21 protein-coding genes are annotated in these 20,056 nt (G+C 62.7%); 14 read left to right on the top strand and 7 right to left on the bottom strand.

The features are described 5' to 3' along the window. Positions 1-44: 44 nt before the first annotated feature. The 6 genes from ACXX83_RS12165 to ACXX83_RS12140 all read right to left on the bottom strand — a co-directional run bounded on the left by ACXX83_RS12165 (position 45) and on the right by ACXX83_RS12140 (position 5,241). Positions 45-710 carry a response regulator transcription factor gene (locus ACXX83_RS12165; protein WP_007976602.1) on the bottom strand — a complete coding sequence of 222 codons (666 nt, stop codon included), beginning with the start codon at positions 708-710 and terminating at the stop codon, positions 45-47. Between the two features lie 56 nt (positions 711-766). Further along, positions 767-1,324 (bottom strand): PQQ-dependent catabolism-associated CXXCW motif protein, encoded by a 558-nt coding sequence (locus tag ACXX83_RS12160; RefSeq protein ID WP_218474427.1) that lies wholly within the window; start codon positions 1,322-1,324, stop codon positions 767-769. A gap of 226 nt (positions 1,325-1,550) precedes the next feature. Further along, positions 1,551-2,342 carry a lanthanide ABC transporter permease protein PedC gene (locus ACXX83_RS12155; RefSeq protein ID WP_458548584.1) on the bottom strand — a complete coding sequence of 264 codons (792 nt, stop codon included), beginning with the start codon at positions 2,340-2,342 and terminating at the stop codon, positions 1,551-1,553. Then, positions 2,339-3,070, bottom strand: coding sequence for a lanthanide ABC transporter ATP-binding protein PedB/LutE (locus ACXX83_RS12150; protein ID WP_104447418.1), 732 nt, complete (start codon positions 3,068-3,070; stop codon positions 2,339-2,341). The genes ACXX83_RS12155 and ACXX83_RS12150 overlap by 4 nt, the downstream gene beginning before the upstream one ends. After that, positions 3,067-4,026, bottom strand: coding sequence for a YVTN family beta-propeller repeat protein (locus ACXX83_RS12145; protein ID WP_458548583.1), 960 nt, complete (start codon positions 4,024-4,026; stop codon positions 3,067-3,069). The genes ACXX83_RS12150 and ACXX83_RS12145 overlap by 4 nt, the downstream gene beginning before the upstream one ends. Positions 4,027-4,056: 30 nt before the next feature. Then, positions 4,057-5,241 carry a lanthanide ABC transporter ABC transporter substrate-binding protein PedA1 gene (locus tag ACXX83_RS12140; RefSeq protein ID WP_458548582.1) on the bottom strand — a complete coding sequence of 395 codons (1,185 nt, stop codon included), beginning with the start codon at positions 5,239-5,241 and terminating at the stop codon, positions 4,057-4,059. Positions 5,242-5,398: 157 nt separating this feature from the next. Between ACXX83_RS12140 and ACXX83_RS12135 the strand changes: the two genes are divergently transcribed. The 14 genes from ACXX83_RS12135 (at position 5,399) to ACXX83_RS12070 (ending at position 19,190) form a co-directional block, all read left to right on the top strand. Continuing rightward, on the top strand, positions 5,399-5,563 hold the full coding sequence (locus tag ACXX83_RS12135) for a hypothetical protein (RefSeq protein ID WP_177325098.1): 165 nt from the start codon (positions 5,399-5,401) through the stop codon (positions 5,561-5,563). 56 nt (positions 5,564-5,619) lie between these two features. Further along, entirely contained in the window at positions 5,620-6,081 is a 462-nt protein-coding gene (gene pedF, locus ACXX83_RS12130; protein ID WP_015095433.1) for a cytochrome c-550 PedF, read from the top strand. Between the two features lie 3 nt (positions 6,082-6,084). After that, the gene (locus ACXX83_RS12125) at positions 6,085-6,960 is read left to right on the top strand and encodes a substrate-binding periplasmic protein (protein WP_458548581.1); all 876 of its coding nucleotides are present in this window, start codon (positions 6,085-6,087) and stop codon (positions 6,958-6,960) included. Between the two features lie 10 nt (positions 6,961-6,970). Continuing rightward, positions 6,971-7,732 (top strand): quinoprotein dehydrogenase-associated SoxYZ-like carrier, encoded by a 762-nt coding sequence (locus tag ACXX83_RS12120; RefSeq protein ID WP_458548580.1) that lies wholly within the window; start codon positions 6,971-6,973, stop codon positions 7,730-7,732. Positions 7,733-7,748: 16 nt separating this feature from the next. Then, positions 7,749-8,684, top strand: a complete 936-nt coding sequence (locus ACXX83_RS12115) for a quinoprotein relay system zinc metallohydrolase 1 (protein WP_458548579.1) — start codon at positions 7,749-7,751, stop codon at positions 8,682-8,684. Positions 8,685-8,968: 284 nt separating this feature from the next. Beyond that, positions 8,969-10,744, top strand: coding sequence for a PQQ-dependent methanol/ethanol family dehydrogenase (locus ACXX83_RS12110; RefSeq protein WP_458548578.1), 1,776 nt, complete (start codon positions 8,969-8,971; stop codon positions 10,742-10,744). A 241-nt stretch (positions 10,745-10,985) separates the two neighbouring features. Further along, positions 10,986-12,506, top strand: coding sequence for an acetaldehyde dehydrogenase ExaC (gene exaC, locus ACXX83_RS12105; protein ID WP_458548577.1), 1,521 nt, complete (start codon positions 10,986-10,988; stop codon positions 12,504-12,506). 258 nt (positions 12,507-12,764) lie between these two features. Further along, positions 12,765-12,836: a pyrroloquinoline quinone precursor peptide PqqA gene (pqqA, locus tag ACXX83_RS12100; protein ID WP_003253598.1), complete on the top strand. Its 72-nt coding sequence runs from the start codon at positions 12,765-12,767 to the stop codon at positions 12,834-12,836. 55 nt (positions 12,837-12,891) lie between these two features. Beyond that, positions 12,892-13,806: a pyrroloquinoline quinone biosynthesis protein PqqB gene (gene pqqB, locus ACXX83_RS12095; RefSeq protein WP_458548576.1), complete on the top strand. Its 915-nt coding sequence runs from the start codon at positions 12,892-12,894 to the stop codon at positions 13,804-13,806. Between the two features lie 123 nt (positions 13,807-13,929). Next, positions 13,930-14,682, top strand: a complete 753-nt coding sequence (gene pqqC, locus ACXX83_RS12090) for a pyrroloquinoline-quinone synthase PqqC (protein ID WP_429486853.1) — start codon at positions 13,930-13,932, stop codon at positions 14,680-14,682. After that, a complete protein-coding gene (pqqD, locus tag ACXX83_RS12085; protein ID WP_007972043.1) occupies positions 14,679-14,951 on the top strand; it encodes a pyrroloquinoline quinone biosynthesis peptide chaperone PqqD in 273 nt (90 codons plus the stop codon). Before pqqC ends, pqqD begins: the two co-directional genes overlap by 4 nt. Further along, a complete protein-coding gene (gene pqqE / locus ACXX83_RS12080) occupies positions 14,929-16,071 on the top strand; it encodes a pyrroloquinoline quinone biosynthesis protein PqqE (protein WP_458548575.1) in 1,143 nt (380 codons plus the stop codon). Before pqqD ends, pqqE begins: the two co-directional genes overlap by 23 nt. Positions 16,072-16,306: 235 nt before the next feature. After that, entirely contained in the window at positions 16,307-17,470 is a 1,164-nt protein-coding gene (ercA, locus tag ACXX83_RS12075; RefSeq protein WP_007972176.1) for an alcohol dehydrogenase-like regulatory protein ErcA, read from the top strand. Then, positions 17,454-19,190: a PAS domain-containing hybrid sensor histidine kinase/response regulator gene (locus ACXX83_RS12070; RefSeq protein WP_458548574.1), complete on the top strand. Its 1,737-nt coding sequence runs from the start codon at positions 17,454-17,456 to the stop codon at positions 19,188-19,190. The genes ercA and ACXX83_RS12070 overlap by 17 nt, the downstream gene beginning before the upstream one ends. Here ACXX83_RS12070 and ACXX83_RS12065 read toward each other — a convergent pair. Beyond that, positions 19,166-20,056 (bottom strand): aldose 1-epimerase, encoded by an 891-nt coding sequence (locus ACXX83_RS12065; RefSeq protein ID WP_458550195.1) that lies wholly within the window; start codon positions 20,054-20,056, stop codon positions 19,166-19,168. The two genes, ACXX83_RS12070 and ACXX83_RS12065, sit on opposite strands and share 25 nt — an antisense overlap.

Raw genomic sequence — 20,056 nt, 5'->3', positions numbered from 1 at the left:
GGGAGCGGGCTTGCTCGCGAAGGGCGCGCCGCGGTCTTGCTGACTCAACGCCGCAGATAAGACCCGAAATCAATATCTCCGGCACTCAGGATCGCCTGCACCCGGTTGTGCACGTTGAGCTTGCGCAGGATCGCCGAGACGTGGGCCTTGACTGTGGTCTCGGCGATTTCCAGGGTGTAGGCGATCTGTTTGTTCGATTCGCCCTTGGTCATGCGTTCCAATACCTGCAACTGCTTGCGGGTCAGGGCCTGGAGCAGTTCGGGCGGGAAGCTCGGGGTGTCGTTCATCCGCCGGTGGGTGCTGCTTTTGGCGGTGCGGATGATGTCCGGGGGCAGGTAGACATTGCCATTGAGAATCTGCTGGATGGCATCGGTCATCTGGGCGCGGGGTGAAGACTTGGTGATGAAACCCACCGCGCCGTAGGTAATGGCCTGCAGCACGATCTGCTTGTCCTGTTCGGCGGAGACAATCACCACCGGAATGGTCGGCGCTTCGTTACGCAGGTTGATCAGGCCATTGAGCCCGTGCATGCCGGGCATGTTCAGGTCGAGCAGGATCAGGTCCAGGTCATCGTGTTCCTGGGTCAGGGCCAGGGCGCTGTCCAGGTCGGCGGTTTCCATCACTTCGCTGCCGGCAAAACCGTCGCTGATGACGTTGTGGATGGCTTCGCGAAACAGCGGGTGATCGTCGGCAATCAGAATTTTGTACATGGCCTTTCACCTCATTATTTTGATTATGGTGTGGCAACAACACGCACGCGTAAAGCTCAGGGAAAGGGTTCGGGCCTGGCTGGCGAAACCGGCAGATTGGCCGCTTGCCAGGCGTCCAGGCCATCGCGATACCAGTACAGGGTCTTATAGCCCATGGTGGCTGCGCGCTTGACCGCATTCCAGCTCAACCAGCAGTCGGAGCGGCAATAGAAGACCAGCGGTTGCGTCGGGTCGCCGGCGGTCAGCTTTTTCAGGTTGGCGGCGAAATAGTCCTGCCATTGCGGCGTCAGCTCACCGTCACCGGTATTGGCCAGCCAATGGCTGCCGGGCAGGTTTTCATGGGGCTGGTCTTCGATGAATTGCCCTTGCAGCCACTGGCGGCGGTAGACATCGATCAGCAGCGGGCGCGGGGTTTGGTCGAGCAGGGCTTGCAGGGCGTGGGTATCGACGATGGTTGCGCCTTGCAGTTGGTCTGGCGTCGGGCTGCGGTACAGGCCGATGCGATAGCCGTCGCTGGAGAACAGCGCAGTGTCGGCCTGCGCGGTGCTCAGCAGCAGGCCCAGCGACAGGGCGGCGAGAGTAGGGCGCAACAGGCAACGTCGGGCACGCGGCATGGGGTCAGTCCTTATAGTTATGGACCTATTACATGCCAGTCGGGGGGTGTTGGGAATGCGACGATAGACAGGGAAACCAGTACTAAAGTAGTAATTTCACCCTGTTCAATGAAGATCCCCCCTGTGGGAGCGGGCTTGCTCGCGAAGGCGGCGTTACATTCAATGAATGAGTTGACTGACACAACGCTTTCGCGAGCAAGCCCGCTCCCACATTGGGATTGTGTTGTTACCCAGATTTACGCAAGGCCGCATGCTGCGGGTTGAAGGTCAGTACGGCGAGCAACGCAAACAGCAGCGTCAACCCCATGCACACCGCCAGCGCGAGCGGATTGAGGCGTTCATACAGGGCAAAACGCACCAGCTCCACCGCATGGGTGAACGGATTCACCGCGCACAGCCAGTACAGCCATTCGCTGGCCTCGCGCATCTTCCACAGCGGATACAGCGCCGATGACAGGAAAAACAGCGGGAAGATCACGAAATTCATCACCCCGGCAAAGTTCTCCAGCTGGCGGATCGCGTTCGACAGCAACAGGCCCAGTGCGCTGAGCATCAACGCCACCAGCAGCAGCGCCGGCAACGCCAGCAACAGGCCCATGGCCGGTGGCCGCACGCCGTAGGCCCAGGCAATCGCCAGGAATGCATACACCTGCAAGAGCGAAATCAGCGACGTGGCCAGCAGCTTGCTGCAGAGCAGGAAGGTACGCGGCAAAGGGCTGGTCAGCAGCACGCGCATGCTGCCCATCTCGCGGTCGTAGACCATCGACAGAGACCCCTGCATGCCATTGAACAGCAGGATCATGCAGGCCAGGCCGGGAATGATGTAGACCTCGTACGGAATGTAGGTGTCGTAGGGCTCGATGATCGCTATCCCCAGCGCCGCGCGAAAACCGGCGGCGAACACCAGCAACCACAGCAACGGCCGCACCAGGGCGCTGAGAAACCGCGTGCGTTGCAGCACAAAGCGCAGCCACTCGCGCAGCACGATACCGCTGAAACATTGCCAGTAATCGTTCATTGGGCAGCTCCCGATGTAGTCAGGCGGGTGAAGGCCGAACCGAGGTCACCGCCGTGCTCCAGGCTCAGCGCATCGGCCTGCCCGCTGGCCACCAGCCGGCCTTGATGCAGGATCAGCAAGTCATCGCTGGGTTGCACTTCGTCGAGCAGGTGGGTGGTCCAGAGCACGCTGATGTGCTCCTCGCGACACAGACTGCGGATGTGCTGGTTGAGCGCCAGGCGACTCGCCGGGTCGAGGCCGACACTGGCTTCATCGAGCAACAGCAGGCGCGGCTCATGCAACAGGGCACGGGCAATTTCCACCCGGCGACGATGGCCGCCATTGAGCTCACGCACCCGTTCGCGGCGGCGCTCGGTCAGGGCCTGGCGAGCCAGTTCGGCGTTGACCCGAAGGTCGGTCTGGCGCCGGGACAGGCCATGCAATGCCGCGTGATAACGCAGGTTCTGCTCGACGCTGAGGTCCAGGTCCAGGGTGCTTTGCTGGAACACCACGCCCAACTGCCTGAGCGCCGGGCGTGCCGCGCTGCGCAACGAACAGCCACCGACGCGGATCTCGCCGTGCTGCAGATCATAGAGTCGGGTCAGCAGGGCAATCAGGGTCGACTTGCCGGCGCCGTTGGGTCCCAACAGCGCGGCAAAACGCCCGGGTTCCAGGCTGAAACTCACTTTGCGCAAGGCCTCCCGGGCGCCGTAGGCAAAGCTCAGGTCACTGACTTCAAGGGCGTTCATGGCGTCACCACCACGCCCCAGGGATAGCGCCCGACCTTCACCGATTTGCTGACCTTGAGGCTGTCGACATCGATCACCGAGACATCGCCGCTGACGCCGTTGGTGGTCAGCAACTGTTTCTGATCCGGAGTGAACGCCATCTGCCAGACCCGTCGACCCACCAGCAGGTAATCAAGAATTTCGAAGGTCCTGGCATCGATCACTGCCACATGATTGGCCGGGCCGAGGGCGACGAAGCCGTACTTGCCATCGGCGCTGAGCTTGATGCCGACGGGCTGGACCTTGTCCGGGTGCACGCCCTTGATCTGGAAGTTCAGGGTCTTGAGCACGGTGCGGCTGGCTACATCGAGAATGGTCACGGTGCCGCCGATTTCCGCCGAGGCCCAGAGCTTGGCGCCATCGGGGGAGAACTCGACGAAGCGCGGACGCTGGTCCACCAGAGTGCTGTCGGCCAGGGTCTGGGTGCTGGTGTCGATCCAGTGCAGCATGTTGGTGGTTTCGCTGGTGTTGACCGCCCACTGGCCGTCAGGGCTGACGGCCATGCCCTCGGGCTCGACGCCGACTTCGATCTGGCCGAGGACGTTGGAGGTCTCGGTGTCGATCACCGTGACCAGCGCATCGTCTTCGTTGGAGACGTACAACCAGCGGTTGTTCGGGTGCAGGGCGAATTGCTCGGGGTCTTTACCCGAGGGCAGTTCCTTGATGATCTTGCGTGTGGCCACGTCCATCACCTGGACCCGGTCCGAGTCGCTGGCGCAGATGTACAACAGCTTGTTGTCATGGGACAACAGCAGGCCCCGGGGGCGCTGGCCGACGGGCAGGGTGTCGGTGACTTGCAGGGTCTGCATGTCGATCAGGCTCAGGCTGTTGTCCTTTTCGTTGGAGACCCAGGCCGTGCTGGCAACGGCATGGCCGGCGGCGAGCAGCAAGGTGCACGAGAGCAGGGTGCGGCGCATGGCGAATTCCTTGTTGTTGTGATGTTCGGATCAGGGAAAGCTGCAGCTGACTTCGGGTTTGTCGTAGCCCAGGCTGTCCATCTCGTTGAACGGGTGCAGAAAGCCGTCCTGGGGTGAAGTGCTGACCAGCGCCCGGGGCTGGACGATGGGAATCGGCTGGCGCAACTGGCCGTTCCACGGCCGGTAGCTGAGCTTGCGACCCTTGAAACCGTCGAGGGGCAACTGGTCGCTGATTTCAAGCGCACGGATCGCCATCGGCTCAGCCTGGCGCAATTTGCTCACGGCACTGGCGATACTGCGCACGGCCATCCAGGCGGCGAAATCGCGGTCATTCATCCAGCGCCCGGTCAGGGCTTCAAAGCGTTTTTGCAGCTGCGCGGCGCCGTAGGTTTCCACGGTCTTGTGCCAGCCCACCGGGGTCAGGCCCTGGGTGCCGGCGACCGGGCGCGGGTACCAGGTCTGGTAGGGCACGTATTCACCGAAGTCGCCGCGTTCATCGGCCACCAGTACCACGTCGTACTCGGCGGTCTGGGTGAACAGCGGCATGTCGGCCTGGGCGCTGCGGCGTTGGTCGTTATCGAAGCTCCAGGTTTTTTCCGCCACCAGTTGCAAGCCGAAACGCTTGGCCCCGCGGCGCAGGGCGGCGGCATAGGCTTGATCGTCGGGCGTCGGGCCGACAATCAGCAGCGCCCGCCGCCATTTGCGCAACACCAGAAACTGCGCCAGCGCATCGGCGAGCATCGCCCGGCTCGGCAAGGTGTGCAGCACGTTCGGCAGGCAAACGGTGGTGCGCAGGCTGTCATCGGCACTGCCGGCGTTGATCAGCAAACTGTCGGGTAGTGCCGCACTCAATTGGCGCAGGCTGGCCGCGGGGGCATTCACCACAAACAGGCGCAGGCCTTGTTCGTGCTGAGCCTTCGCCGCTTCGAGCAAGGCTTCGGGGCTGTCGACGCTGGCGCTGACCAGGCTGTAGCCGTGGTTGAGAAAACGCCCGGTGCTGTTGCTGTCGGTGATCGCCAGTTCGGCGCCGCGCAGCCCGGCATCGGTGGGTTCGGGAATGACGTTGGACAGCAACGGGCCGGGGGCGGGGCGATAGCCCAGGTAGCCGATCCGCACCTGCAAGGGCGCATCGGCGGCCTGGCTTTGGGTGGCCAGGCCGGCGGCGCAGGCAATCGCCAGCAGGTAGATCAGGGCGTAAGGGGCAAGCTGGCGCATAAGGCTCTCCATGACCGTTAGCGCCAGCATAGGAAGCCTGGGGGGCGGTGAAAATATGCAGAAAGTACCGAAGGGCCAGTACCAAGGTAGTAGCCCGCCACACACGGCGCGGTTCTAGCATGGGTAACCACGGCCACTGATCTGGAGGGGATTGACCATGCGTATCGTCAAAGCACTGCTCCTGCCGTTTCTGCTGATCCTGACCCTGATCGGCGTCGACCGGCTCCAGGGCCCGCGTCCGGTGTCCAACGATCGCCTTACGACCAAGGGAGTAGGTGGCGACCACCAAAGCAGCATGGGGTCTGAGCGCAGGGCTTTCTAAGATGGCTGCCATAGCCTCTGCCAAGAGGTTTTGCGTGCAATCCAGAGGGCATGACAATGACAACAAAACGCAACGCCTTGCTCGTGACCGGTCTATTGGCCAGTTTGATCAGCGCAGGTTCGGTCTGGGCCCACGGCAACGTGGTGCCACAGGCTGTCGCCACCCAGGGCCTGACCCCGATAAAAGATGCCGGTGTGCAACTCGATGCCGATGGCTGGGCCGCGGTGAACCCGTATCGCACCGCCCCGGAACACGACAAGGCAGTGGAAATCGGCGCTTCGGCCTATACCCAGAACTGCGCGGCCTGTCATGGCCTGGAGGCCAAGTCCGGCGGCATCGCCCCCGACCTGCGCATGCTCGATGTCGGCGAGGCGGGCGATGAATGGTTCGCCGAACGGGTGCGCCATGGCGCGGTGCGCGACGGTCGCGTGTACATGCCGAAGATGGCCGACTACCTGAGCCAGGAAGCCCTGTGGGCGGTGCGCACTTATCTGGACACTGTGCACGTCGAGGAGTGACCCATGCGCCTGTTCGCGGTGTTGATCAGCGCTCTGTGGCTGTGCTGCCAGGCGGCGCAGGCGCAGGTTCGCAACTACGACGAAATGATCGCCGCCGGGGAGCTGAAGGTTGCGGTCTACAAGGACTTCGCCCCCTACAGCTTTGAACGTGCCGGCAAACCCCGGGGTGTCGATGTCGAGCTGGCCGAAGCCCTGGCCAAGGCGCTCGGCGTGCGCCTGACGCTGATCTGGGCGCCGGCCGGGGAAAAGCTCGATGACGACCTGCGCGATTACATCTGGCGTGCCAGTGCCTTGCACAACCAGCAACTGGCCGACCTGATGATGCGCGTGCCCTACGACCACGACTACGCGCAGAGGCGCAACGAAGTCGGTGAGCTGGTCAACGGCCATGTGGTGATGTTCGGTCCGTACCAGAACGAACAATGGCAGGTGGCCTATGACCGCCGAAGGCTGGACAAGGTCGCCAGCGTCGCGGTGTTCGAGCAGCACCCGATTGGTGTCGAAGTCGACAGCGTGCCGTCGTTCTACCTGACCTCGGTGTTCAACGGCATGCTCGCCGGCAAGACCCATCACTACCCCGGCGTGCCCCAGGCGTTTGCCGCGATGAAGGCCGGCGAGGTCGACGCGGTGATGGCCATGCGCGGCGAAATCGACTGGCAAGTGCACGAAGCGGCCGACCCGCAGCTGGCGCTGGCAGAAAATGCCTACCCGAACATGGGCAAGCAGCTCTGGGAAATCGGCATGGCGGTGCACGAAAGCAACCGGCAACTGGCCTATGCCGTGGAAGAGGCGCTCGAAGGCCTGATCCGCGAGGGTTCGGTGAAGACCATCTACGGCCGTTACGGCCTGCAATATGACGTGCCCGAGATGTATCAATAAGGAGCAGGCGATGAAATGGCGAGGGAGTTGTCTGTTGGCCTGCTGGTTGAGCCTGGCGGCACAGGCTGGCGCTATCGATCCCGGCAAAGACCCGGTGCCATCGGTGATGTGGGCTTTCTATCACCAGCAGTTTCTGGGCAATGCGCCGTTCGTTTTCGATGAACGGGTCAAGCTGCTGGCGCCGCCGTTTGCCGAAGATGCCCGGCAGGTGCCGCTGGAAATCGACGCCCGGGCGTTCAAGGGCGAGGTGGTAAGAATCCTCGCCTGGGCAGAACTGAATCCGTTGCCGAAAATCGTCGACTTCCAGCCGCTGAATTCGGTTTTGCCCTGGCTGTCGTTGCGCATCCGCATCGAACAGGCCACGCCCCTGCGCGCGGCGGTGTTGACCCGCGACGGGCTGTGGCATGTCGGCTCGACCCTGATTGACGCCGCAGGTGGCGGTTGCACCGCGCCGAGTGTGGTGCGCACCCAGTCGGGCTGGGAGGAACACATCGGCGAAGTGCTCGGCGGGCGCTATCCCCGGGACGGGTTCAGCCGTTTGCGTATGCAGGTGGCCCATCCCATGGACAACGGCATGGTCAGCGGCATTCCGGAATTCTTCATCAACCATGCCGAGCTGCGTGACCACAACCAACACGTGCTGGCCCGGCTGGAGCTGTTCCCCGCAGTCAGCGAAAACCCCAATCTGGCCTTTGACATCGAGGGGGCAGGGCAAACACGTCTGTTACTACGGGACAACAGCGGCAATGAGTTCGATGCGTCGATCCCCTGACCCCAAGGAGCGTGGCATGCGCTGGATCCTGTTGATGGTGTTAAGCGTCAGTCTGCCGGCCCTGGCCGATCTCGACTACTCACTCAAGCCCCGGCAGATCGCCCGGGACACCTGGCTGCTGGAAGGCAGCACCGATAATTTCGCCAAGGCCAACGGCGGCAACATCGTCAACACCGCGTTCATCGTCACCGAGCGCGGCGTGGTGGTAATCGACACCGGGCCGTCCCGGCGTTACGGCGAAGCGATGCGCAAGGCCATTGCCGCCACCACCGACAAGCCGGTGATCGAGGTCTTGCTGACCCATCACCACCCGGACCATGTACTGGGCAATCAAGCCTTCACCGACGTGCCGATCGGCGCCCTGGCCGGCACCACCGAACTGTTGCACCGGCAAGGCGACGCCATGGCCGAGAATATGTACCGAATGGTCGGCGACTGGATGCGTGGCACCGAAGTGGTGCTGCCGACGCAGACGCTGACACCCGGCGTGAAAAGTTTTGGGAATCACGATCTGCGCTTGCTGAGCCTGGGTGGGCATACGGGCGCGGATCTGGCTATTCTCGACCAGCAAACCGGCGTGCTGTATGCCGGGGACCTGGTGTTTTATCAGCGGGCGCTGACCACGCCAAACAGTCCGGGGCTGTCAGTGTGGCTGGCAGACATCGCGACCCTGCAAGGCTTGCCCTGGACGCAGGTCGTGCCGGGCCATGGGCCGGTGGCCAGTGATCGACAACCCTTCGAGCAGATGCGCGATTACCTGAGCTGGCTCGATCAGCTCATGCGCGACGGCGCGGCCAATGGCAGTGATATGGCCGAGATGATCCGCAGCCCCATCCCCGAACGCTTCGCCGGGATCAGCCTGAGCCGTTATGAACTGATCCGCAGCGTCAGTCATCTGTACCCGCGCTACGAGCGCGAGCGAATGACGCGGGTGGATTCTGCCAGCAAGTAGCCGACCACAGATCCCCTGTAGGAGCGAGCCTGCTCGCGATGGACGTTAACGATAACGCTGGCAGCCTGACACCCTGCGGTGTCCTTGAGTCCATCGCGAGCAAGCTCGCTCCTACAGGGGCCGGTGCTGTTCAAAAAAATCTTGTGTCCATCTCCTCCCACCCTGTACCAAGGAACTAGCAATCTCCTCATTGCGGGCAATTGTTGCCAGGGCGGCGGCGCCCAAGAATCTGCACCAGACCGGAAAATTTCCGGGCATAACAAAAATCCGCAGAGGAAGCCGTCATGACTCAACCCGCACGTCGCCAGCCCTTCGTCCTGAGCTTGCTGCTCAGTGCCATGCTGTTGTCCGGCCAGGCATTGGCCGGGGTTTCCGACCAGGACATTCTCCAGGACCCGAAGAACCCGGAACAGGTCGTGACCAACGGCCTCGGCGTTCAAGGGCAGCGCTACAGCCCGCTGGATATTCTCAACGTCGACAACGTCAAGGAGCTGCGCCCGGCCTGGGCGTTTTCCTTCGGCGGTGAAAAACAGCGTGGCCAGCAAGCGCAGCCGATGGTCAAGGACGGCGTGATGTACATGACCGGTTCCTACTCCCGGGTCTTCGCCGTGGATGCGCGCACCGGCAAGAAACTCTGGCAATACGATGCGCGTCTGCCCGATGACATCCGCCCTTGCTGCGACGTGATCAACCGTGGCGTCGCGCTGTATGGCGACCTGGTGATCTTCGGTACCCTCGACGCCAAGCTTGTGGCGCTGAACAAGGACACCGGCAAGGTGGTGTGGAGCAAGAAAGTCGCCGACCACAAGGAAGGCTACTCGATCAGCGCCGCGCCGCTGGTGATCAACGGCAAGCTGATTACCGGCGTGGCCGGTGGCGAGTTCGGCGTGGTGGGCAAGATCGAGGCCTACGATCCGAAAAACGGTGCTCTGCTGTGGACCCGGCCGACAGTCGAAGGCCATATGGGCTACGTCTACAAGGACGGCAAAGCCGTGGAGAACGGCATCTCCGGCGGCGAGGCGGGCAAGACCTGGCCGGGCGATCTGTGGAAAACCGGCGGTGCGGCCCCTTGGCTTGGCGGTTATTACGATCCGGAAACCAACCTGCTGCTGTTCGGTACCGGCAACCCGGCGCCGTGGAACTCGCACCTGCGCCCTGGCGACAACCTCTACTCCTCATCGCGCTTGGCGCTCAACCCGGACGACGGCACCATCAAGTGGCACTTCCAGAGCACGCCTCACGACGGTTGGGACTACGACGGCGTGAACGAACTGGTGTCGTTCAACTACAGCGAAGGCGGCAAGGAGATCAAGGCAGCGGCCACGGCCGACCGTAACGGTTTCTTCTACGTGCTGGATCGTACCAACGGCAAATTCATCCGTGGCTTCCCGTTCGTGGACAAGATCACCTGGGCCACTGGCCTGGATAAGGACGGCCGGCCGATCTACAACGAAGCCAGCCGTCCCGGCGCCCCGGGTTCGGAAGCCAAGGGCAGCTCGGTGTTCGTAGCGCCGGCGTTCCTCGGTGCGAAAAACTGGATGCCGATGGCCTACAACCGGGACACCGGGCTGTTCTATGTGCCGTCCAACGAATGGGGCATGGACATCTGGAACGAAGGCATCGCCTACAAGAAAGGCGCGGCGTTCCTCGGTGCCGGCTTCACCATCAAGCCGTTGAACGAAGACTACATCGGCGTGCTGCGGGCCATCGATCCGAAAACCGGCAAGGAAGTCTGGCGTCACAAGAACTACGCGCCGCTGTGGGGCGGGGTGCTGACCACCAAGGGCAACCTGGTGTTCACCGGCACGCCTGAAGGTTTCCTGCAGGCGTTCAACGCCAAGACCGGCGAAAAGGTCTGGGAATTCCAGACCGGTTCCGGCGTGCTCGGCTCGCCCGTGACCTGGGAAATGGACGGCGAACAGTACGTCTCGGTGCTCTCCGGCTGGGGCGGCGCGGTACCGCTGTGGGGCGGCGAAGTGGCCAAGCGGGTGAAGGACTTCAACCAGGGCGGCATGCTCTGGACGTTCAAGTTGCCCAAGGACCTTGTGGCCAAGCACTGATCCCTTGTGGGAGCGAGCTTGCTCGCGATGTTCGTCAACGATAACGCTGGAAACCTGATACCCCGCGGCGTTCTCGGGTTCATCGCGAGCAGGCTCGCTCCTACAGTGATCTGTGTGAAATCTACGACCAAATAACGAGAGCCCCTCCTGCCAACGACGCATTCGTCTGGCACGCGGGGCTCTCTAGTATCGGCTCATCGCCTGTCAGTACGGCAGGCATCGACCCAGACAGAGGCCCACCATGATCTACGCACAACCCGGAACCCCAGGCGCCGTCATTACCTTCAAGCCGCGCTACGGCAACTTCATCGGTGGCGAGTTCGTTGCCCCGATCAATGGCGAGTACTTCACCAACACCTCGCCGGTCAACGGTGAAGTGATCGCCGAATTCCCGCGTTCCAGCGCCGCCGACATCGACAAGGCCCTCGACGCCGCCCATGCCGCTGCCGACGCCTGGGGCAAGACCTCGGCCCAGGACCGCTCCCTGGTGCTGCTGAAGATCGCCGATCGCATCGAGCAGAACCTTGAGGTCCTGGCCGTCACCGAAACCTGGGACAACGGCAAGGCCGTGCGCGAAACCCTGAACGCCGACGTACCGCTGGCGGCCGACCACTTCCGTTACTTCGCTGGCTGCATCCGTGCCCAGGAAGGCGGGGCTGCCGAGATCAACGAGCTGACCACGGCCTATCACTTCCATGAGCCCCTGGGCGTGGTCGGGCAGATCATTCCGTGGAACTTCCCGCTGCTGATGGCCGCCTGGAAACTCGCCCCGGCGCTCGCCGCCGGCAACTGCATCGTGCTCAAGCCTGCCGAGCAAACGCCGCTGTCGATCATGGTGTTCGCCGAGCTGATCGCTGACCTGCTGCCAGCGGGCGTGCTGAACATCGTCCAGGGCTTCGGTCGCGAAGCCGGCGAGGCCCTGGCCACCAGCAAGCGCATCGCCAAGATCGCCTTCACCGGTTCGACCCCGGTGGGTGCGCACATCATGCATTGCGCCGCCGAGAACATCATCCCGAGCACCGTTGAACTGGGCGGCAAGTCGCCGAACATCTTCTTCGAGGACATCATGAACGCGGAACCGGCGTTCATCGAAAAAGCCGCCGAAGGCCTGGTGCTGGCGTTCTTCAACCAGGGCGAAGTCTGCACCTGCCCGTCTCGGGCGCTGGTGCAGGAGTCGATCTACGAGCCGTTCATGGCCGAGGTGATGAAGAAGATCGCCAGGATCAAGCGCGGCAACCCGCTGGACACCGAGACCATGGTCGGCGCCCAGGCGTCCGAGCAGCAATACGACAAGATCCTCTCGTACCTGACCATTGCCCAGGAGGAGGGCGCCGAGCTGCTCACCGGCGGCGCGGCCGAGCGTCTGGAGGGCGAACTGTCCAGCGGTTACTACATCCAGCCGACCCTGCTCAAGGGTCACAACAAGATGCGCGTGTTCCAGGAAGAAATCTTCGGCCCGGTGGTGGGTGTCACCACCTTCAAGGACGAAGCCGAAGCCCTGGCGATTGCCAACGACAGTGAGTTCGGACTCGGCGCCGGCCTGTGGACCCGCGACATCAACCGCGCCTACCGCATGGGCCGGGCGATCAAGGCTGGACGGGTGTGGACCAACTGCTACCACCTGTACCCCGCGCATGCGGCGTTCGGCGGGTACAAGAAGTCCGGCGTTGGCCGGGAAAACCACAAGATGATGCTCGACCACTATCAGCAGACCAAAAACCTGCTGGTGAGCTACGACATCAATCCGCTGGGGTTCTTCTAACCCGCAAAAACACCACAAACCAAAATGTGGGAGCGGGCTTGCTCGCGAATACGGAGTCCCATTCAGCAGAAATGTTGACTGGCACACCGCTTTCGCGAGCAAGCCCGCTCCCACATTGGTTATGTGTGTTTTGTAAGTCCTGCAACACCCCCTACCAAATCACCCCGCCAACTCCTTCGAAAGTAGCATTCGGGCGCCCGATGCCCCGTGCATTAATGGCTCTACCGGAATCACCCGGCACAAGAAGAGGAATGACCCATGTGGACTAAACCCGCGTTTACCGATCTGCGCATTGGCTTCGAAGTGACGATGTATTTCGCCAACCGTTGATTGATCACCCGGCCAGCCGATGCGTTGGCCGGGCCTGCCTTCCGGAGCATCTGCCATGCACATCCGCGTTCTCGGTTCCGCCGCTGGCGGTGGTTTTCCGCAATGGAACTGCAACTGCCGCCAGTGCGCCGGTGTGCGCAATGGCAGCCTGCGGGCCCGGCGCCGTACGCAGTCGTCGATTGCCTTGAGTGACGACGGTGTGGAGTGGGTGCTGTGCAACGCGTCACCGGACATTCGCGCGCAACTCGAGAGTTTTGCGCCTCTGCAACCGGCGAGGCGCCTGCGTGACAGCGCCATCGCCGGTATCGTGCTGCTGGACAGCCAGATCGACCATTGCACCGGTTTGCTCAGCTTGCGCGAAGGCTGCCCCCATGACGTCTGGTGCACCGAGCGTGTGCATCAGGACCTGAGCAGCGGTTTCCCTTTGTTCAACATGCTCGGCCACTGGAACGGCGGACTGCAATGGCAACCGGTCGGCCTCGATCGCCAGCCGTTCGGCATAGCGGCCTGCGGGCATTTGCAATTTCGCGCGATTCCCCTGGTGAGCAACGCGCCGCCGTATTCGCCCAATCGCGGCAACCCGCAACCAGGCGACACCATTGGCCTGTTCATCGAAGACCTGCGCAACGGCGCCTCGCTGTTCTATGCGCCGGGCCTTGGCCGAATCGACGATGAAGTGCTGGGCTGGATGCAGCGTGCCGATTGCCTGCTGCTGGACGGCACCCTGTGGCGCGATGACGAGATGCGTATCTGCGAAGTCGGCCAGAGCCTGGGCAGCGAAATGGGGCACCTCCCACAAAGCGGCCCCGGCGGGATGCTTGAAGTGCTGGAGGGTTTCAACCGCCAGCGCAAGGTGCTGATCCACGTCAACAACACCAATCCCATTCTCGATGAAGACTCGGCCGAGCGGGCTTTGCTGGAGCGGCGGGGGATTGAAGTGGCTTATGACGGCATGAGTATTGAGCTGTAGCGAAGGACGCCTTCGCGGGCAAGCCCGCTCCCACAGGTTTTGTGGACACTGCCGAACCCTGTGGGAGCGGGCTTGCCCGCGAAGAGGCCGGAACAGACACCGAAGATTCCCCGGAGACCCGCAATGACCGACACTCCCATGTCCCCCAGCGAATTCGAAGCCGCCCTGCGCGCCAAGGGCGCCTACTACCACATCCACCATCCTTTCCATCAAGCCATGTACGCCGGCCGCGCCAGCCGCGAGCAGATCCAGGGCTGGGTCGCCAATCGCTTCTACTATCAGATCAACATTCCCCTGAAGGACGCCGCGATTCTCGCCAACTGCCCGGACCGCGACGTGCGCCGGGAGTGGCTGCAACGGATTCTCGACCACGATGGCGTCCCCGGCAGCGAGGGTGGAATCGAAGCCTGGCTGCGCCTGGGCGAGGCTGTGGGCCTGGATCGCGAGCAGATCCTCTCCCAGGAACTGGTGCTGCCCGGTGTGCGTTTCGCCGTGGACGCCTACGTCAATTTCGCCCGTCGCGCCTGCTGGCAGGAAGCGGCCAGCAGTTCGCTGACCGAACTCTTTGCCCCACAGATCCATCAGTCGCGACTCGATGCCTGGCCGACCCATTACCCGTGGATCGACGTCGCCGGCTACGACTATTTCCGCACGCGCCTGAGTCAGGCACGGCGCGATGTCGAGCACGGGTTGCGCATCACTCTCGCGCACTACGTGACCGCCGAAGGCCAGCAACGCATGCTGGAGATCCTGCAATTCAAGCTCGACGTGCTGTGGAGCATGCTCGATGCCATGAGCATGGCCTACGAACTTGCGCGCCCGCCGTATCACACGGTTACCGGCGACAACGTCTGGCATCGGGGGATCGCCCTGTGAGCCTGATCGATCGCCAACAGTCACCGGCCTTGCGTCGCGGTTTTCGTCTGCAATGGGAGCCCCGTCAGGACTGCCATGTACTGCTGTACCCCGAAGGCATGATCAAGCTCAACGCCAGTGCCGGGCAGATTCTCGATCTGGTGGATGGCCAGCGCAGCGTGGCGGCGATCATTGAGCGATTGAGCGCGAATTTCCCCGGCGTACCCGGGATCGACGAAGACGTGCTGGCGTTTCTGGAGGTGGCCCATGCGCAATTCTGGATCGAGTGAGACGCTGCCCGGACCGCCGTTGTGGCTGCTCGCCGAGCTGACTTACCGCTGTCCGTTGCAGTGCCCCTATTGCTCCAATCCGTTGGACTTTGCCCGGCACGGCGAGGAACTGAGCACGCAAGAATGGATTCGCGTATTTCGCGAGGCGCGGGACATGGGCGCCGCGCAATTGGGCTTTTCCGGTGGTGAGCCGCTGGTGCGCCAGGACCTCGCCGAACTGATCAAGGCCGCCCGGGACATGGGCTACTACACCAATCTGATCACCTCCGGCATCGGCCTGACCGAGCAGAAGGTGCGCGACTTCAAGGTGGCCGGGCTGGATCATATCCAGATCAGCTTCCAGGCCGCCGACGAAGCGGTGAACAACATGCTCGCCGGTTCGCGCAAGGCCTTTGCCCAGAAACTCGCCATGGCCCGTGCGGTGAAAGCCCAGGGCTATCCGATGGTGCTGAACTTCGTCACCCATCGGCACAACATCGACCGGATCGCGCAGATCATCGAGCTGTGCCTGGAGCTGGAGGCGGACTTTGTCGAATTGGCCACCTGCCAGTTCTACGGCTGGGCTGAACTCAACCGCGTCGGCCTGCTGCCCACCCGCGAGCAATTGCAGCGCGCCGAGCGCATCACTAACCAATACCGCGAACGCCTTGAAGCCCAGGGCCACCCGTGCAAGCTGATCTTCGTCACCCCGGACTACTACGAGGAACGTCCCAAGACCTGCATGAACGGCTGGGCCAACCTGTTTCTCGACATCACCCCCGACGGCACCGCCTTGCCTTGCCACAGCGCCCGGCAGTTGCCGGTAGCGTTTCCCAACGTGCGCGAGCACAGCCTCTCGCACATCTGGAACGATTCGTTCGGCTTCAATCGTTTTCGCGGCGACGACTGGATGAAAGAGCCGTGCCGTTCCTGCGACGAAAAGCACAAGGACCTGGGCGGGTGCCGCTGCCAGGCTTTCATGCTGACCGGTGATGCCGCCAATGCCGACCCGGTGTGCAGCAAGTCGCCCCATCACGGGGTGATCCTCAAGGCCCGCGAGGAAGCCGAGGCACCGGGGTTGGGGATCGAATACCTGACGCTGCGCAACGCGAAGGCTTCGCAGCTGATCTACCGCGGCTAGTCTGGCGACATAAATCCCCTGTGGGAGCGGGCTTGCTCGCGAAAGCGGTGGGTCAGGCAATATAAATGTTGAATGTTAAGGCCTCTTCGCGAGCAAGCCCGCTCCCACAGGGGATCTGCGGTGAATTTGAATGTGAGTACGCTCCGGACAGTGCTACCCATTGGTCTGATTGCATTCACAGCTGGATGGTTTAGTGTGGTTTCTACCTTCCAAAACAATAAGAACAGGCTTTCCAATGAGCCAGAGTCTCAACCAGTTGCGCAAGTTCGTTTCCCCCGAAATCATCTTCGGTGCCGGTAGCCGGCACAGTGTCGGCAATTACGCCAAGACCTTTGGCGCACGCAAGGTCCTGGTGGTCAGTGACCCCGGCGTGATCGCCGCCGGTTGGGTCGCCGATGTCGAGGCCAGCCTGCAGGCGCTGGGCATCGAGTACTGCCTGTACAGCGATGTCTCGCCCAACCCTCGGGTTGAAGAGGTGATGCTCGGTGCCGAAATGTACCGGGAAAACCACTGCGACGTGATCGTCGCCGTGGGTGGTGGCAGTCCGATGGACTGCGGCAAAGGCATCGGCATTGTCGTCGCCCATGGCCGCAGCATTCTCGATTTCGAGGGCGTGGACACCATCCGCGTGCCCAGCCCGCCGCTGATCCTGATTCCGACCACCGCCGGTACCTCGGCCGATGTCTCGCAATTCGTGATCATTTCCAATCAGCAGGAGCGCATGAAGTTCTCCATCGTCAGCAAGGCCGTGGTGCCGGATGTTTCGCTGATCGACCCGGAAACCACCCTGAGCATGGATCCGTTCCTGTCGGCCTGCACCGGCATCGACGCCTTGGTGCATGCCATCGAAGCCTTCGTGTCCACCGGACACGGGCCGTTGACCGATCCTCATGCGCTGGAGGCGATGCGCCTGATCAATGGCAACCTGGTGCAGATGATCGCCAACCCGAGCGACATTGCCCTGCGCGAGAAGATCATGCTCGGCAGCATGCAGGCCGGGCTGGCGTTTTCCAACGCCATCCTGGGCGCCGTGCATGCCATGTCCCACAGCCTCGGCGGCTTTCTCGACCTGCCCCACGGCCTGTGCAACGCGGTGCTCGTCGAGCATGTGGTGGCCTTCAATTACAACTCGGCACCAGAGCGTTTCAAGGTGATCGCCGAGACGTTCGGCATCGACTGCCGGGGTCTGAATCACCGGCAGATCTGCGGGCGCCTGGTCGAACACCTGATCGCCCTCAAACACGCCATCGGCTTTCACGAAACCCTCGGTTTGCATGGCGTCAGGACCTCGGACATTCCGTTCCTGTCGCAACATGCGATGCACGATCCGTGCATCCTGACCAACCCGCGCGAATCCAGCCAGCGTGATGTCGAGGTCGTCTATGGCGAAGCCCTCTGACGAGCAACAACGGGCCCTGACCGGGCTGCTGGGGCTGGGCAGCCATTCTGCGCGCAAGAGTCATTACCCGGAACTGGCCGCGCGCCTGGATGATCTGGAAGCCGAGCGCAATCGCTACAAGTGGCTGTTCGAAAACGCGGTGCACGGGATCTTCCAGGCCAGCCTGCACGATGGCATGCGCGCCGCCAACCCGGCGCTGGCACACATGCTCGGCTACCAGGACCCGCAGGAGGTGCTGTTCTCCCTGACTGACCTGGGCAGCACCCTGTTCGTCGACGGCGCGCAGGAACTGGAAGCCATCGGCGAAATCCTCAGGCACCAGCGCAGCCTGCACGGCTATGAAACCCGCTTGCGACGCAAGGACGGCAGTCACCTGGATGTGTTGATGAACCTGCTGCTCAAGCCCGGCCAGGAAGGTCTGGTGGAAGGGTTCGTCTCCGATATCACCGAGCGCAAGCTGGCCCAGCGACGCCTGCAGCAACTCAATGACGAACTGGAGCAGCGCGTCGTCGCGCGCACCGATGAATTGCTCGAAGCCAACCGTAACCTTCAGCAGCAGATCACCCAGCGTAAACAGATTGCCAAGGCCTTGCGCGATGCCCGCGATGCCGCCGAGGCCGCCAACCACAGCAAGGACAAATACCTCGCCGCCGCCAGCCACGACCTGCTGCAACCGCTGAACGCCGCGCGGTTGCTGATTTCGACCTTGCGCGAACGCAAGTTGCCGCAAGCTGAACAGGTGCTGGTGGAGCGCACTCACCAGGCCCTGGAGGGCGCCGAAGACCTGCTGACGGATCTGCTGGACATTTCCCGGCTCGATCAGGCTGCGGTCAAGCCGGACATCGCGTTGTACCGCCTCGACGAACTGCTGGGGCCACTGGTGTCGGAGTTCCAGTCCGTCGCCCAGGCGGCCGGTTTGAACCTGCGGGTGCACATGGCCGATTACGCCATCAGCACCGACTTGCGCCTGATGACGCGGATCCTGCGCAACTTCCTCAGCAATGCCTGCCGCTACACCGATGAAGGCAGCATCCTGCTGGCGGCAAGGCGTCGGGGCGAGATGTTGCGCCTGGAGGTCTGGGACACCGGGCGTGGCATCGCCGCCGACCGGCTCGATTCGATCTTCCTCGAGTTCAACCAACTGGATGTCGGCCGAGCCGCCGACCGCAAGGGCGTGGGCCTGGGGTTGGCGATTGTCGAGCGCATCGCCAAGATCCTTGGCTACAGGATTGGCGTTCACTCGTTGCCGGGACGGGGTTCGATGTTCAGCATCGAGGTGCCGTTATCCGACGAGGTTCCATTGCCCGTGAGCCAGGCGGTGCCACAGCCGGGCACCGGCAACCCGTTGCCGGGACGCCGTTTACTGGTGATCGACAACGAAGTGAGCATTCTCCAAAGCATGGGCGCGTTGCTCGGGCAGTGGGGCTGTGACGTTCTGGTCGCCACCGATGAAGCGGCTGCACTGGCGGCGTTAGGCGGGCAGGCGCCGGAACTGATTCTCGCGGACTACCACCTCGATCACGGGGTGGTCGGCTGTGATGTGGTGCGACATTTGCGTGAGCATTTCCACCAGGACATTCCTGCGGTGATCATTACTGCCGACCGCACCGACCATTGTCGGCGTGCGTTGCAGCGGCTCAACGCGCCCTTGCTGAACAAACCGGTGAAGCCCGGCAAGTTGCGAGCGGTGTTGAGTCAACTGTTGGGGGCATCAGCCTGATACGGCCGATACTGCAGGGTCAAGCCCAGTTCGGTGGCTTGACCTTGCTCCAGCAAACGCAACCCCGGCCGACCGGGAAGGTGGTGTGCGTTGACCGGGTGGCTCACCGGTTCGATGCAGAAAAATTCCAGGCCCACGGGGCAGTAGAGCAGGTAGTAATCGCTACCGGTGGCCTGGCAGTCCAGTTCGTATCCGAGGTCGGGCTGGCGGATCAGGCAGTGGCCGTTCCATTCGCAGAAGCCGTTGTCCACGAGCGATTCGGGCAATGGCTTGAGCTGCTGAAAATCCCACTCGACCGGCAATGCGCTGAGTTGCGTCGGTAGTTTTTTCTCGTTGCACAACCATACCTCGCGGGCCGCGGCCTGCAGTCGAGTGTTGGCGGTGCGCGGCAGATACGGATGCAGGCCCAGTCCATGCCAGGCGGCACGTTCAGCCAGATGGGTGACGCTCAGTTCGATGCTGAGTTTGCCCTGACTCAGATGGAAACGCTGGCGGGCGCGATAAGCGAAGGGGGTTGTGCTGTCGAGTTGCAGGACCACTTCATTTTCCGACCGGGAAACCACATCCCACGCCTGCTGCCAGGCGCTGCCATGGATCGGCAGGGGATCGGTGAGGCTGTTGGGCGCCAGTGCCAGCCAGCCATCGGGGCAATCGAAGCCGCCTTCGGCGATGCGGTTGGACCAGGGGATCAAGGGAAAGCAGCCGAGCTTGCCGGGCAGACCGGTGTTCAGGGCGTGCTCATCGGCGTGGCGCAACAAGGGCTGGCCGCTGCTGCGCACGGTCCAGTTGACGATGCTGGCGCCGAGTTCGGGGGCGAGGGTCAGCTGAGTGTATTCGTCTTCGAGCTCGAGAAGTGCGGGCGTCAT

It is taken from the genome of Pseudomonas sp. GNP012, assembly GCF_054343835.1.
The sequence above is the reverse complement of the archived record's forward strand: the minus strand, read 5'-3'. Positions and strand labels throughout refer to the sequence as shown.